This window comes from Pseudomonas sp. KCJK8993, from assembly GCF_046230915.1.
In the GTDB taxonomy this organism is placed as follows: domain Bacteria; phylum Pseudomonadota; class Gammaproteobacteria; order Pseudomonadales; family Pseudomonadaceae; genus Aquipseudomonas; species Aquipseudomonas piscis.
In genome coordinates, this window is record NZ_JBJJLO010000004.1 from 77,827 (window position 1) to 92,400 (window position 14,574).

Below are 14,574 nucleotides of genomic sequence, written 5' to 3' on the forward strand. Positions count from 1 at the left end.
ACAGCATCCAGGCAGTGGAAGTTTGTCGGAGCGAACCTGTAGCGGACGGACGCACCCTGCCTAGGCGACTAGTGAGTGCAGTGCTTGGTGCTCAAGAGGAATGTTCGATTGTCGAACAACATCCCGGACGAAGCACAAGAGGACTCGCCGGGTGACGAGAAATCTTGTTCCCTACGCAGGCCTTAACCTGATCAGGTTCAACGGGATCCGGATTATCCGATCTCAGCCTCATGGCAAGGCACCCCGACAAGAACCGGGGCAGTCTAGACAAAGCCGGGACAGAACGCCAACACCCGAGCGATAAGCGTGATGAATGGCGCAATCGACGGATTGTTGTACCAGGGCCGCGCCTCTACACTCGTTGCGCAGCGTCGAGCCTTGACGCTCCGGGGGGTGCGCCGTAGCCTTGGCGCCTGGATTATCTGCGTAATATCAATACTAGGGATCGCCGAATGCTGCGCAAACTCTCACTGGCTGTTGCCGTGTCTTGTGCGTCCAATGGAATGGCATGGGCAGCCGAAGCGCCTTTGTCCGTCACCAAGACCGACCTGGTCAGCGTCTACCAGGAAGCGGTGGACAACAACGCCGACCTGGCCGCCGCCCGCGCCCAATACGGCGCCCAGAAAGAAATCGTGCCCCAGGCCCGGGCCGGGCTGCTGCCGAACCTGTCGGCCGGCGCGGACATGAACAACACCCGCACCAAATTCGACGAACCGTCGATGACCTCTACCCGCAGTGGCAATGTCTATCGGGCGACCCTGGCCCAACCGCTGTTCCGCGCCGACCGCTGGTTCCAGCTGCAGGCCGCCAAGGACGTCAACGAGCAGGCCGCCCTGCAACTCTCGGCCACCGAGCAGAACCTGATCCTGCAAAGCGCCGAGACCTACTTCGCGGTACTGCGCGCCCAGGACAACCTGGCCTCGACCAAGGCCGAGGAAGCCGCGTTCAAGCGCCAGCTCGACCAGTCCAACGAGCGCTTCGACGTGGGCCTGTCGGACAAGACCGACGTGCTGCAATCCCAGGCCAGCTACGACACCGCCCGGGCCAACCGGATCGTCGCCCAGCGCCAGGTGGAAGATGCCTTCGAGGCCCTGATTACCCTGACCAACCGCGAATACCATGCGATCCAGGGCATCGTCCATACCCTGCCGGTACTGACGCCGACCCCGAACGACGCCAAGGCCTGGGTCGACACGGCCGCCAAGCAGAACCTCAACCTGCTGGCCAGCAACTACGCGGTCAGCGCCGCCGAGGAAACCCTCAAGCAGCGCAAGGCCGGCCACGCCCCGACCCTGGACGCGGTGGTGCAGTACAAGAAGGGTGACAACGACGCCCTGGGCTTCAGCAACCCCAACCCGAACCCTATCGCCCCGCCCTATCACGGCGACGTCGAGCAGCGCTCCATCGGCCTGCAACTGAACATCCCGATCTACAGCGGCGGCCTGACCAGCTCCCAGGTCCGCGAGTCCTATTCGCGCCTGAGCCAGTCCGAGCAGCAACGCGAATCCCTGCGCCGCCAGGTGGTGGAGAACACCCGCAACCTGCACCGGGCGGTGAACACCGACGTCGAGCAGGTCCAGGCCCGGCGCCAGTCGATCATCTCCAACCAGAGCGCCGTGGACGCCACGGAAATCGGCTACCAGGTGGGTACGCGCAACATCGTCGACGTGCTCGACGCCCAGCGCCAGCTGTACAGCTCGGTGCGCAACTACAACAACAGCCGCTACGACTACATCCTCGACAACCTGCGCCTGAAGCAGGCCGCCGGCACCCTGAACCCCGGGGACCTGCAAGACCTGGCCCGCTACCTCAAGGCCGACTACAACCCGGACCGCGACTTCCTGCCGCCGGACCTGGCCAAGGCCGCCGCCGAGCAGCTCAAGGCTCGTCCCTGAAAGCAGCGGACCGAAAAGACCAAGGCCACCGTTCAGGTGGCCTTGGTCATTCGACGCCAAGCGTTATGGGCGCTGTTGCAGCAAACGGTCCAGGCCGTCGAGCAGGCGCTGCAAGGCGCCCTGGTTGGCGCGCATGACCGCCAGGCCCGCCTCGCCCATCTTGCGTGCGTCCTGGGGCAGCTCGAACAGGCTCTGCACCGCCACCGCCAGGCCCTGGGCGTCGTCCACTTCCTGCAAGGCCCCGGCCTCACGCAGCATCGCAGCGATCTCCAGGAAGTTGAACAGGTGCGGGCCACTGATCACCGGCTTGGCCAGGGCCGCGGGCTCCAGCAGGTTGTGCCCGCCGTTGGCCACCAGGCTGCCGCCGACGAAGGCGCTGTCGGCCAGGGCATAGAGGAACAGCAACTCCCCCATGGTGTCCCCCAGCAGCACCGAGGTAGCGGGCGTCACCCACTCGCCACTGGAGCGCCGCACCGTCGCCTGCTCCTGCTGCCGGCACAGCTCGAACACCGAGTCGAAACGCTCCGGATGCCGCGGCACCAGGATCAGCAAGGCATTCGGATAACTGGCCAGCAATTGCCGATGGGCTTCGAGCACCACTGCATCCTCGCCTTCGTGGGTGCTGGCGGCGATCCACACCGGACGCTCCATGGCCTGCCATTGTCGACGCAACTCGGCGGCGCGCTCTGGCAGTTGCGGGTCGATGTTCAGGTCGAACTTGATCGAGCCGGTCACCTCCACCGTTTCCGCACGCGCGCCCAATTGGCGGAAACGTTCGGCTTCGGCCCGGGTCTGCACCGCAAACAGGCTCATCTGCGCCAGCATCGGCGCGGTCAGGCCGGCAAAACGCCCATAGCCCTTGGCCGAGCGTGCCGACAACCGGGCATTGGCCAAGGCCACCGGGATCCCCCGGCGAGCGCACTGGTCGATGTGGTTGGGCCACAGTTCGGTTTCCATGATCACCGCGAGCCGGGGCTGTACCCGCTCGAGAAAGCGCGCGGCGGCGCACGGCAGGTCGTAGGGCAGGTAGCAGTGCTGGATCCGCGGCTCATCGGCGAACAGTGCGCGAATCCGCTCGGAGCCGGTGGGAGTCATGCAGGTCACGGTAATCGGCAACTGCGGATGGCGAGCCAGCAACCCGCGAATCATCGGCGCCGCGGCGATGCTTTCGCCCACCGACACCGCATGCACCCAGATACCGCCAGGCTGCATGACCGGCAGGCCGAGGGAAAAACGCTCGCCGATACGCTTGGCATAGGCCGGCGCCTTGCGCGAGCGCAGCCACAGACGAATCGCCACCAATGGCAGCCCCAGGTAAAACAGTGCGGTGTAGAGAGTTCTATTCATGGCGGCGGAGTTTATCGGTTTTTTAGCCGATCGCCTTCAGGTGCACGGCAAAACGTTCAGCCAGCCAACGCGCCGCCAACCCCAGGGGTTCGTCGCGGCGCCAGGCCAGTTCCACCACCAGCGCCGGCGGGGTCCATTCGCTGGCCAATTCCACCATCTGGTGCTGATAGGCCGAGTACTGCACCACATGCCGTGGCAGCCAGGCCCAGCCCAGGCCGCGCATCAGCCATTCGGCCAGCACGTAGAAGCTGTCGGCCCGCCACACCTGGGGACTGAACTGCTCGCCTCCGGGGTAGCCGCTCTGCTGCGGCGCAATGAGCAATTGCCGGTGCAGGGCGAGGATCTGCCGGTCAACCCGCCTCTGGCAGGCCAAGGGATGGCCCACGCCACATACGGTGACCATCTCGACGCTGCCCAGCGCCTGGCGCTCCAGGGTCTCGGGCATCTGCTCGTGGTGGAACAGCAGGCCCAGGTCGGCCCGGCGCTCCACCAGCCGGCGCGCCACGTCGCCCTGGGCGCTGCTGGCCAACTGTACTTCGAGGCTAGGGAAACGCTCGGCCAGGGCTTCCAGGCTGTCGAGCACCGGCTGGTAGGGCATCGCCTCATCCTGGGCCAGGCGCAACCGGGCCTCCTGGCCACGCATCAGGGCCAGCGCCCGGCCATTGAGGCGATCGCACTGGCGGAGGATTTCCCGGGCTTCCTGCAACAAGGCGCTACCCGCCTCGGTCAGCTTCGGCGGGCGGCCGCTGCTACGCTCGAACAGGCTCACACCCAGGTCGTCCTCCAGCAGCGAGATGGCGCTGCTGACCGCGGACTGGGCCTTGCGTTGCTGACGAGCCACCGCCGAGAACGAACGCAATTCAGCCACGCCGACAAACAGCCGCAGCTGTTCCAGGTTCCACTGAGTACTCATGGAGCGCCCTATCTACTATTCAGATAGGAAATGACTTTACCCCATCTGGGCAAACACTAGAATGCCGACCCCAGAAAGCAGCCCTGTCACGAGGACCCTCCCATGAACGCTTACTACTACCTGGCCATCGCCATCTGCGCGGAAGTGATCGCCACTGTTTCACTCAAAGCGGTCAAGGGCCTGAGTACCCCGCAGCCGCTGCTGTTGGTCATCGCCGGCTACGGCGTGGCCTTCTGGATGCTGACCCTGGTGATGCGCACGGTCCCGGTGGGCGTGGCCTATGCCGTGTGGTCCGGCCTGGGAATCGTCATGGTCAGCATCGCCGCGCTGGTGTTCTACGGCCAGAAGCTGGATATCCCGGCCATGCTGGGCATGGCATTGATTGTCCTTGGCGTGGCGGTGATCCAGTTGTTCTCCAAGACCGCCGGGCACTGAAAGGCAACGGCAAGCCTCGAGCGACAAGAAGGCGCAAGCGCCGGTTGTCGCTTGCAGCTTGAGGCTTGAAGCTAGAAACTTGCGGCTTCGATTGGTTCTCCGAGGTTGCTGCATGCCATCCGCTATTTCCACCGATGTGCTGATCGTCGGCGCAGGCGTCGCCGGTCTCTGGCTCAACGCTCGCCTGCGGCGCCAGGGTTTTTCCACAGTACTGGTGGAGAACGCCAGCCTCGGCGGCGGACAGAGCGTCAAGTCCCAGGGGATCATCCACGGTGGCGCCAAGTACGCCCTGCACGGAGCCCTCACCGGCGCCTCGGAGGCCATCGCCGACATGCCCCGGCGCTGGCGCGAAGCCCTGGCCGGCAATGGCGAGCTGGACCTGGCCGGCGTGCGCCTGTTGTCCGAGGCCCACTATCTCTGGTCCCCCGGCACCCTGGCCGGCAACCTCACCAGCTTCTTCGCCAGCAAGGCCGTGCGTGGCCGGGTCGACCAGGTCAAGGGCGAGCAACTGCCGCCGGCCCTGCAGGACAAGCGCTTCAAGGGCAAGGTCTACCGCCTGGCCGAACTGGTAGTGGATGTCCCCAGCCTCATTGAGCGCCTGGCCCAGCTGGCCGGCGACAGCCTGCTGGCCGGCCAGCGAATCCAGCCCCTGGTGGAAAACGGCCAGCTGGCGGGACTGCGGGTCGATGAGCGCGAGATCCGCGCCCAGCGCATCGTCCTCAGTGCCGGCGCCGGCACCGCCGACCTGCTCCAGGCCCTGGGCCTGGAACAACCGGCCATGCAGCGCCGGCCACTGCACATGGTGCTGGTCAAGGGCACGACCCTCAAGCCGCTGTACGCCCACTGCCTGGGCGGTGGGCCCAAGCCGCGGATCACCGTCACCACCCACCCGGCCGCCGATGGCCAGTGGGTCTGGTACCTGGGCGGCGATCTCGCCGAAGCCGAGGGTGTGGCCCGGGAACCGGCGGCGCAGATCGCCGCCGCCCAGAAGGAACTGGCCCAACTGCTGCCCTGGGTCGACCTCAGCCAGGCGCAATGGGCCACCTTGCGGGTGGATCGCGCCGAACCGGCACAATCCGGCCTGGTCCGCCCGGACAACGCTTTTCTCGCCGAACAGGATCGCCTGCTAGTGGGCTGGCCGACCAAGCTGGCCCTGGCCCCGGACTTCGCCGACCGGGTCCTGGCGGTCCTGGAGCGCGACGGTATCCGCCCGGCCCACGGCGAGCCGCTGCCGGAACTGCCGCGCCCGCCGCTCGGCCAACCGGCCTGGGAGCAACTGCTGCCATGAGCCAACTCACCCTGCACGAACTGCATCGCCCGCTGGGCAGCACCGGCCTGCTGGTGTCGCCCCTGGGCCTGGGCACGGTCAAGCTGGGCCGCGACCAGGGGGTCAAGTACCCCAACGGCTTCCAGATCCCGGACGACCAGCAGGCGCGGATGCTGCTCAAGCTGACTCGCGACCTGGGCATCAACCTGATCGACACCGCCCCGGCCTATGGCCGCAGCGAAGAGCGCCTGGGCCCGCTGCTACGCGGCCAGCGTCATGAGTGGGTGATCGTCAGCAAGGTCGGCGAGGAGTTCGCCGACGGCATCTCCCGCCATGACTTCAGCGCTGCCCACACGCGGCTCTCGGTGGAGCGCAGCCTGCAGCGCCTGGAGACCGATTTCATCGACCTGGTGCTGGTGCACTCCGACGGCAACGATCTGGAGATTCTCGAGCACAGCGCGGCCTACCAGGTCCTCGCCCAGCTCAAGCAAGAGGGCAAGATCCGCGGCTTCGGCTTCTCCGGCAAGACCGTCGACGGCGGCCTGAAGGCGCTGGAGCAAGGCGATTGCGCCATGGTTACCTACAATCTGAACGAACAGGCGGAGAAGGCGGTCATTGACTATGCCGCCGCCCACCACAAGGGCATCCTGGTGAAGAAGGCCCTGGCCAGCGGCCACGTCTGCCTGAGCCCGGGCACCGATCCGGTAAGGGCCAGTTTCGAGCTGCTGTTTGACCAGCCCGGTGTCGCCAGTGCTATCGTCGGGACCATCAATCCACTGCACCTGGCCCACAACGTGACAACCGTGGCACAGGTCCTGGGCAAGAACTGACGCCGCCAGGGCGGCCGCCCCCGACGCAGGAAGGAGCCGAGATGTCGCGACCGCTGATCAGAAAGAATCCCAGCAACTTCAAGACCTTGCCCCTGTTCGTCGAAGCGACTCCCGAAGGGCTCTGCTACCAGAGCGTCGGCATGCCGCTGAACTTCGCCCAGACCCTGCAGCGTCGGCGCCCGGTGAGCGTCGCCGACAACGAGCGCTTCGCCCTGGAACTGGCGAACCTCGGGGTCTCGGTGCGCCTGACCCTGCACTGGCAGAACCGCGACTATTGGGTGCTGGTGCGCCAGCGCCGCCAGGACCGCGGCGATGTGGTCCTGAAGCTGATCTCCGGCTACGTGCCGGCCCATGAGCTGAACCTGCCGCTGCACACCGCCATCCAGGAAATCGCCGAGGAATGCCTGCTGGAAACCCCGGAAGGCTGGCTGGCCGGGCGCTTCAACGATACCTGGCTGCCGGCGCCCTATGCCGGGGCCCTGCATTACCGCGAGACACCACATTTTCGCCTGACCCCGCTGTCCGGCGCGGCGCGCCCGGTTCGCTGCGCCAACCTGCACTTGCTGGAACGCCCCCGGGCCTACGTGCACCTGCCCACCGCCTCGCTGCAACTGATCTACGACCTGCGCCTGGATGTCCCCAAGGAAGCCAAGTCCCTGAGCCTGTTCCATGTCGACGAACGCCTGGAAGGCGACCAACTGGTGGCCCGCCTGGATCGCAAGCGCCCCGACCTGTACCTGATGCCCCTGGAAAACGGCCAGCCCTGCGCCGAGCTGTACACCCTGAAGAAGGACCAACTGCATCCGGCCAGCACCCGTGGCCTGTACCTGGCGGAAAGCTTCGCCCAGCAGGAAGGCTGGGTGGTCGGCGATGAGCGGATTCGCTGGAAGGACTGGCTCAGGCAGCGCGGCCTGAGCGAACCGGAAAAGGACACCCAGCTGGCACGCCTGACCGTCAAGGCACGGCAGATCCTGCGCAAGATGGTGCCCGCCAAGAACCGGCGCCAAGGCTAAAAAAAACGGCGCCTCGAGGGGCGCCGTGATTCAGTACAGGAGCCTCACTGGGCCTTGTCGGTCTTGCGGATCTTTTCGACGATGGCGGTGGTCGAGCTGTTCTCCACCAGCCCCAGCACCTTCACCGTACCGCCATAGGCCTTGACGATATCGGCCCCGACCACCTGGTCGATGCCGTAGTCGCCGCCCTTGACCAGGACGTCCGGACGCACCTGGGCCAACAGGTTTTCCGGGGTGCCTTCGGGGAAGCTGATCACCCAGTCCACCGCACCCAGCCCAGCCAGGACCGCCATGCGCCGGTCGACGCTGTTGATCGGCCGGCCCGGCCCCTTGAGCCGGCTGACCGAAGCGTCGTCGTTGATCGCCACGATCAGGCGATCGCCCTGGGCCCGGGCCTGCTCGAGGTAGGTCACGTGTCCGGCATGGAGAATGTCGAAGCAGCCATTGGTGAACACGATCTTCTCGTTGTGCGCCCGCGCATCGTCGATGGCCAGCAGCAACTGGTCGAGGCTCAGCACGCCGCGCTCGGAGCCTTCTTCGCGCTGGATCGCCCGACGCAGCTCGGGAGCGCTGATGGCCGCGGTCCCCAGCTTGCCGACCACGATACCCGCCGCCAGGTTGGCCAGGCCCACCGCATGGGGCAGCTCCTCGCCAGCGGCAATCGCCGCCGCCAGGGTGGAAATCACGGTATCCCCGGCACCGGTGACATCGAACACTTCGCGGGCTCGGGCCGGCAGATGCAGGGGCGGATGATCCGGACGCAACAGGGTCATGCCGTGCTCGCCACGGGTCACCAGCAGCGCGCCCAGCTCCAGGTCGTGCATGAGCTTGGCGCCCTTGCTGACCAGTTCGTGCTCGTCGGCGCAGCCGCCAACGATGGTTTCGAACTCACTGAGGTTCGGCGTGATCAGGCTGGCGCCACGGTAGATGGAGAAATCCCTGCCCTTGGGGTCGGCCAGCACCGGGATGCCGCGGGCCCGGGCGGCGGCGATCAGCACCTGGTGATTACGCAGCGCGCCTTTGCCATAGTCCGACAGCACCAGCACCTTGATGCCGTCCAGCAAGGTGTCGACCTCGGCCGCCAGGGCCAGGGCGTCGGTGGCGAAGGGTTCTTCGAAATCGATGCGCAGCAACTGCTGGTGGCGGCTCATGACCCGCAGCTTGACGATGGTCGGCTGGTGCTTGATGCGCTGGAACAGGGCCCGCACGCCAGCGCCCTGCAGACTGTTGGCCAGGCTGTCGGCAGCCTCGTCGTCGCCGGTCACCCCAACCAGCGAGGCTGGCGCGCCCAGGGCAGCGATGTTCAGGGCAACGTTGGCGGCACCGCCCGGGCGGTCCTCGATCTGCTCGACCTTGACGACCGGTACCGGCGCCTCAGGGGAAATCCGTGAGGTACCACCATGCCAGTAACGGTCGAGCATGACATCGCCGACCACCAAGACGGGGGCTTGATCGAATCGCGGCATGGACAACTTCATGGAGCATCCCACATACAAAATGAACAGGGGCGCGATATTAGCACAGGGTTGGCGCCGCCTAGTTCTATGGCTTGCGTGGCTCCGACGAAGAATTGACCTTGCTCATTTGCGCTGCAAAAGCTGCAGCAGGCAACGGATCGCCTCGGGCAACGCCATGCTTGCGGTATCGATCCGGCAATCGGCTTCGAGCGGCGCCTCATAGGGACTGTCGAGCCCGGTGAAGTCCTTGATCCGTCCCTCAGAGGCTGCCCGGTACAGGCCCTTGGGATCACGCCGGGCGCAGGCAGCGAATGGCGTGCTCACATGAACTTCCAGGAACTGCCCGGGAGCGAACAGCGCCCGGGCGGCATCACGCTCGGCGCGAAACGGCGAGATCGCCGCGACGATCACCACCAGCCCGGCCTCCACCATCAGTCGCGCCACCTCGGCCATGCGCCGGATATTTTCCTTGCGCGCCTCGACGCCCATTCCCAGGTCCCGGCACAAGCCGCTGCGTACATTGTCGCCATCGAGAACGAAGGTATGCATGCCCAATTCGTTGAGCCGCAACTCCAGCAGGTTGGCCAGGGTCGACTTGCCGGCACCCGACAGGCCGGTCAACCACAGGCAGCGCGGCTGCTGGTGCTTGATCTCGGCCCGGGCAGCGGCCGACAGCGCCAGGCTGTAGGGGCGAATTGACGGCTGTTCCTGGGCGGTTTCATTCATAACCGAGCATCTCGTAGTCACGCTGGTAGACCCGGCGCACCAGGCGCCGGGTACGGACCGAACACAACTCCCGGACGGGAGTACTGTGGCGGTATAGGGTTCCGTTGACATGGGGCAGTTGCGCCTGGATACCCAACCGCTCGCACAACAGCTGGAAATCCCGCTGCAAATGCTCCTGGTAGCCGACGAAATCCAGGGACATACGCCCCAGGGAGTCCACCAGGAAATCACTCTGGGCAGCGAAGTGCATCTGCCGGTTGATGGTTTCCGGATGCAGCCAGCGACCGATGAAGTCATCGAAGTCGCGGTAGTGCGCAACCAGTTCCTGGGCAGCCCGGTCCCGCCGTCCCAACGAGTTGCCACGCAGGAAGGCATAGGCCGAATAGGCGCGTTCCAGGGGGTCGCGGACGAAGGCGAATTTGAAGCTGCTGGCATATATCCGGGGAAACTGATGCTCGTACCAGTACAGCGGCAAGTGACCGGGCATCCAGCCATCGAACAGGGCCGAGCAGATGCTGCTTCCGGCGCACTTGGGAACGTGGATGAACAGGCAGGAACGGCGGGAGAACTCCGCCGGGAAACACACATTGGCGGACATGGATTTGTTGACCACCTGACGATCCACCACCGACAAGCGCCCAAGCAGGAAATGCCGCTGGGTCTTGGGCAACAACTTCCACACAAAGCGCTGCAACATTCCGCCTCTCATACGAGAAGGTTGGCCTTCCCGATCTGTTCGAAGATTCTGGGCGGAACCATAACAAGCGACAAACGCGAAATTATTTAGCCTTGGTCAAGACTGTAAGGAAGACGCTACAAATGCCGCCAAAGTGCTAATCATCTGGCGAGGGGGACGGGGGGCGACGCGAGCCGCCCCCGAAGCGGATCAGGCGATTCCGCCAGGCGCAGGCTCTTCCTGGCCCATGGCATGCAGCCTGGAGTAGTAGCCGTTCTGTGCCAGCAACTCGGCGTGGGTACCACGCTCGACGATGCGCCCCTGGTCCATGACCAGGATCAGGTCGGCTTTTTCGATGGTCGACAGGCGATGGGCGATCACCAGGGTCGTGCGCCCTTTCATGACCTTGTCCAGCGCCGCCTGGATATGCCGCTCGGACTCGGTGTCCAGGGCCGAGGTGGCCTCGTCGAGGATCAGCAGCGGCGCGTTCTTGAGCAGCGCCCGGGCAATCGCCAGGCGCTGGCGCTGGCCACCGGAAAGCAGCACGCCGTTCTCTCCGACCTGGGTATCCAGGCCTTCCGGAAGCTGGGAGATGAAGTCCATGGCATAAGCGTCGGCGGCGGCCTTCTCGATGTCCGCCCGAGGCGCTCCCGCCAGGTCGCCATAGGCGATGTTGTTGGCCACGCTGTCGCTGAACAGGGTGACGTGCTGGGTGACCTGGGCGATGTGACGGCGCAGGTTCAGCAGGCGGTACTCCTCGACCTCGGTGCCATCCAGGAGGATCTGGCCCTTGTCATGGTGATAGAACCGTGGGATCAGGTTGGCCAGGGTCGACTTGCCGCTGCCGGAGCGCCCAACCAACGCCACCATCTTCCCGGGCTCCACGCTGAAGCTGATGTCGTCGAGCACCTGGCGCTCGGTTCCCGGGTAGGTGAAGCTCAGGTTGCGCACTTCCAGGTGCCCGCTGACACTGGCGTGCTCGACGGTGCCGTGATCGACTTCCGGCTCCACGTCCAGTTGCTCGAAGATGCTTTCCGCGCCAGCCACCCCACGCTGGATGGTGGAGCTGACTTCGGAAAGCTGGCGAATCGGCTTGGGCAGCAAGCCGGCCATGGTGATGTAGGCCACCATCTCACCGGCCGAGGCATCGCCACGCAGGTACAGGACCAGGAACATCAGGATGGCCATGGCGCTGTAGATCACCAGTTGCAGCAGCGGGGTGTAGATCGCCCCGGTGCGGGTCATGCGCAGTTGCTTGTCGGTATTGCCCTGGCTGGCCGCGAGGAAACGCTGCTGCTCGTAGGTCTCGCCGCCGAAGCTGCGCACCACGCGATAGCCCTGGATGGTTTCCGATGCCACATGGGTCACGTCGCCCATGGCTACCTGGATCTTCTTGCTCTGCTTGCGGAACTTCTTGCTGGCGGTACGAACCATGACGGCGATCAGCGGCAAGATGGCGATCATCACCAGGGTCAGCAACCAGTTCATCCACAGCAGCGAGGCGAACAGGAAGATCACCGTCATGCCTTCACGAATCACCACCTTGATCGCATCCGTCGCCGCCCCCGTGACCATGGTCACGTTGAAGGTAATGCGCGAGATCAAATGCCCGGAGTTGTGCTTGTCGAAGTAGCGGTTGGGCAGGGTCAGCAGGTTATTGAACAACTCGACCCGCAGGTCATGCACCAGACCCAGGGAAACCTTGGCCAGGAAGTAGTTGCCCAGGTACGAGCCCAGGCCCTGCCAGGCGGCGATCAGCACGATCAGCAGTGGCACCGCCTGCAACAGTTGCATGTCACGCAGGTAGGGCACGCTGGGGAACAACACGGCCTGGGGGTTGGACAGCCCATCGACGAAATACTTGAGGATGTAGCCGAGCATCGGCTGGGTCGAGGCAAAGATCAGAAACCCGATGATGCTGATGAGGAACAGACCAATGTAGGGCCGTACATAGCCGAGCAGGCGGAAATAGATTTTCAAGCTTGAAGGGCTTGCGCCAGGACTGGAATCGGTCATATCACGCGAACGTCGTTAAAAAGGAGGGAGACTTTAGCACAGCTTGCATTACGCTCCGAGAATCGCCCGCCATCCCGCCGTTCAACAGACAAACGACACCATCGGACATTAGCCGTTATGATGCCGCACTTAATTTCTGGGATGAACGTCTAAGCATGCAACTCAATGCTCTTCGCAATACGTCCAATCGAGTATTCGATTTCATCTGCCTGTGGATCTTGCCCCTTGGCTATCTGCTGCTGCTTTGCGCACTGTTCTTCATCCCCGGTCGCAACGTGCTGCACAAGCTGTACTACGGGCTGTTCAGCATCCCGACCCTGATTGCACTGTGCCTGCGTCCGGGCGAGCTGAAGCACCTGGTGCGCGAACCGATCTTCATCGCCGTGGTGCTGTTCTGTGGCTGGGCGCTGGTCAGCCTGGCCTGGAGCCCGCCGGTCGACAGCGTGGCCGGCGAGTTCAAGACACCATTGCACCTGCTCATGCTCTTTGCCGGCTGCAGCCTGTTGGCCAGCTATCGGCGCGACGTATTGCAGCCCCTGCTGTTCTGCGCGGCAGTCATCGCATTGCTGGCCTCGGTCCTCAATCTGTATCTGTTCAGCAAGGTCTATGTACCCGGGACACGCATGATAGGCAGCGGGGCCTTCGACAATCCGCTGTTGAGCTCCCATGTCTTCGGCTTCTTCCTGGTGTATTGGCTGTGGCTGAGCATGACCTGCCAGCGCATGCGGCTTCTGTTCCTGAGCGTTCCGGCGATGATCGTCATGTTCGCCACCGTCATCGCCACCGGTTCGCGAACCCCACTGGTGGCCCTGACGCTGGCGGCAGCATGGATCTGCTTCATCTGCTGGAACCGACGCTCGCTGCTGCTGCTGGCAGCGATGCTGGTTGGCGGTACCACGGTGCTGATCCTGTTCGCGCATATGCTGGGCGAACGCGGTAACTCCTATCGTTTCGAAATCTGGACGCTGGTACTGGGCTACATCGCCAACCACCCCTGGATCGGGCATGGCTATAACGCCGAGCTGAGCGTGGATGTCGATATCGGCTACATCCTGGCCGAACCCCATAACTTCGCCCTCGGCGTGCTGTATTACGTGGGCATCATCGGCTTGCTGCCCTGGCTGTTCATGCAGGCCTGGGCCCTGCTCAAGAGCTGGCAGTTACGCAGTTCTCCCCTGCTGATCCTGGCATCGACCTGGCTGATGTTCGGTATCGGCGCAGGCCTCACCGAAGGTGGCGGGATCATCTCGCGTCCCAAGGAGCACTGGTTCCTGCTATGGATTCCGCTGGCCCTGATCACCGCCCTGTGCATCGCTCATCGAGCCCGGCGCTCGCCGCCATCGGTGAGCCAGGTGCTGGCGCCGGCCAGCAGCGAACAGCTCACCGCCAATGCCCAGGTGATCGAGTCCGACGGCCTCGGGCCCAAGGTCCTGCGCCTGGAAGATGGCAGCTTCCTCAAGCTGTTCCGCCCCCGTCGCTGGTACACCTCCGGGGGGTTCAACCCCTATTCGGAACGCTTTGCCAGCAATAGCGAGCGACTGCGTGAAATGGGGATCGTCACACCGACCATCATGGGCCTGTATCGCCTGACCGACGGTAGCGGCGCCGTGCGCTATCGCCCGCTGTCAGGGCAGACCCTGCGCCAGAGCCTGCAACACGCCGGCAGCGCAGAGGAGCGTGCTGCACTGATCGAGCGTTTCGGAACGTTCATGGCCGACCTGCATGAGAGTGGCGTGTACTTCCGCTCCTTGCACCTGGCGAACGTGCTGGTCCTGGAGGATGGTGGATTCGGCCTGATCGACCTGGCCGATCTACGGGTCTACCCCTCGCCGCTGAGGGCTGCCCTGCGCCAGCGCAACCTGCGCCACATGCAGCGCTATGCCGAAGACAGCCAATGGCTGTTCCACGAACACCTGGATGCATTGCGAGCGGGCTACGCCCTGTCGACCTCACCGGGCCGGGCCCAGGGACTGCTCAAGGCGCCCTAGGGCGCCCGCCA

12 protein-coding genes and 1 riboswitch are annotated in these 14,574 nt (G+C 64.6%); of the genes, 6 read left to right on the plus strand and 6 right to left on the minus strand.

Going from position 1 to position 14,574, the window contains the following annotated elements:
• Positions 1 to 151 precede the first annotated feature (151 nt).
• A riboswitch (TPP riboswitch) is annotated at positions 152 to 256 on the minus strand.
• A 196-nt stretch (positions 257 to 452) separates the two neighbouring features.
• On the plus strand, positions 453 to 1,895 hold the full coding sequence (locus ACK6AU_RS02730; protein ID WP_409297622.1) for a TolC family outer membrane protein: 1,443 nt from the start codon (positions 453 to 455) through the stop codon (positions 1,893 to 1,895).
• Positions 1,896 to 1,958: 63 nt separating this feature from the next.
• On the opposite strand, the gene waaA is transcribed toward ACK6AU_RS02730, so the two are convergent.
• Both waaA and ACK6AU_RS02740 read right to left on the minus strand, forming a co-directional pair.
• On the minus strand, positions 1,959 to 3,242 hold the full coding sequence (gene waaA, locus ACK6AU_RS02735; RefSeq protein WP_409297624.1) for a lipid IV(A) 3-deoxy-D-manno-octulosonic acid transferase: 1,284 nt from the start codon (positions 3,240 to 3,242) through the stop codon (positions 1,959 to 1,961).
• 22 nt (positions 3,243 to 3,264) lie between these two features.
• Complete coding sequence (locus tag ACK6AU_RS02740) at positions 3,265 to 4,155, minus strand: LysR family transcriptional regulator (RefSeq protein ID WP_185697480.1); 891 nt, start codon at positions 4,153 to 4,155, stop codon at positions 3,265 to 3,267.
• A 102-nt stretch (positions 4,156 to 4,257) separates the two neighbouring features.
• Here ACK6AU_RS02740 and ACK6AU_RS02745 point away from each other — a divergent pair, with 102 nt between their 5' ends.
• From ACK6AU_RS02745 to ACK6AU_RS02760, 4 genes are all read left to right on the plus strand, one after another.
• Positions 4,258 to 4,590, plus strand: coding sequence for a multidrug efflux SMR transporter (locus ACK6AU_RS02745; RefSeq protein ID WP_185697479.1), 333 nt, complete (start codon positions 4,258 to 4,260; stop codon positions 4,588 to 4,590).
• 112 nt (positions 4,591 to 4,702) lie between these two features.
• A complete protein-coding gene (locus ACK6AU_RS02750) occupies positions 4,703 to 5,878 on the plus strand; it encodes an NAD(P)/FAD-dependent oxidoreductase (protein WP_409297626.1) in 1,176 nt (391 codons plus the stop codon).
• The gene (locus tag ACK6AU_RS02755) at positions 5,875 to 6,687 is read left to right on the plus strand and encodes an aldo/keto reductase (RefSeq protein ID WP_185697477.1); all 813 of its coding nucleotides are present in this window, start codon (positions 5,875 to 5,877) and stop codon (positions 6,685 to 6,687) included. The genes ACK6AU_RS02750 and ACK6AU_RS02755 overlap by 4 nt, the downstream gene beginning before the upstream one ends.
• Positions 6,688 to 6,728: 41 nt before the next feature.
• Complete coding sequence (locus ACK6AU_RS02760; protein ID WP_185697476.1) at positions 6,729 to 7,700, plus strand: metal ABC transporter ATPase; 972 nt, start codon at positions 6,729 to 6,731, stop codon at positions 7,698 to 7,700.
• Between the two features lie 44 nt (positions 7,701 to 7,744).
• Here the strand turns inward: ACK6AU_RS02760 and hldE are convergent, their stop codons facing one another.
• The 4 genes from hldE to msbA all read right to left on the minus strand — a co-directional run bounded on the left by hldE (position 7,745) and on the right by msbA (position 12,575).
• Positions 7,745 to 9,178: a bifunctional D-glycero-beta-D-manno-heptose-7-phosphate kinase/D-glycero-beta-D-manno-heptose 1-phosphate adenylyltransferase HldE gene (gene hldE / locus ACK6AU_RS02765; protein ID WP_409297629.1), complete on the minus strand. Its 1,434-nt coding sequence runs from the start codon at positions 9,176 to 9,178 to the stop codon at positions 7,745 to 7,747.
• A gap of 102 nt (positions 9,179 to 9,280) precedes the next feature.
• Positions 9,281 to 9,883 (minus strand): adenylyl-sulfate kinase, encoded by a 603-nt coding sequence (gene cysC / locus ACK6AU_RS02770; protein ID WP_185697475.1) that lies wholly within the window; start codon positions 9,881 to 9,883, stop codon positions 9,281 to 9,283.
• A complete protein-coding gene (locus ACK6AU_RS02775) occupies positions 9,876 to 10,580 on the minus strand; it encodes a sulfotransferase family 2 domain-containing protein (protein WP_185697474.1) in 705 nt (234 codons plus the stop codon). The genes cysC and ACK6AU_RS02775 overlap by 8 nt, the downstream gene beginning before the upstream one ends.
• A 189-nt stretch (positions 10,581 to 10,769) precedes the next feature.
• Positions 10,770 to 12,575 (minus strand): lipid A export permease/ATP-binding protein MsbA, encoded by a 1,806-nt coding sequence (gene msbA / locus ACK6AU_RS02780; RefSeq protein ID WP_185697473.1) that lies wholly within the window; start codon positions 12,573 to 12,575, stop codon positions 10,770 to 10,772.
• A gap of 155 nt (positions 12,576 to 12,730) precedes the next feature.
• Between msbA and ACK6AU_RS02785 the strand changes: the two genes are divergently transcribed.
• Positions 12,731 to 14,563 (plus strand): O-antigen ligase family protein, encoded by a 1,833-nt coding sequence (locus tag ACK6AU_RS02785; protein WP_409297632.1) that lies wholly within the window; start codon positions 12,731 to 12,733, stop codon positions 14,561 to 14,563.
• Positions 14,564 to 14,574 lie beyond the last annotated feature (11 nt).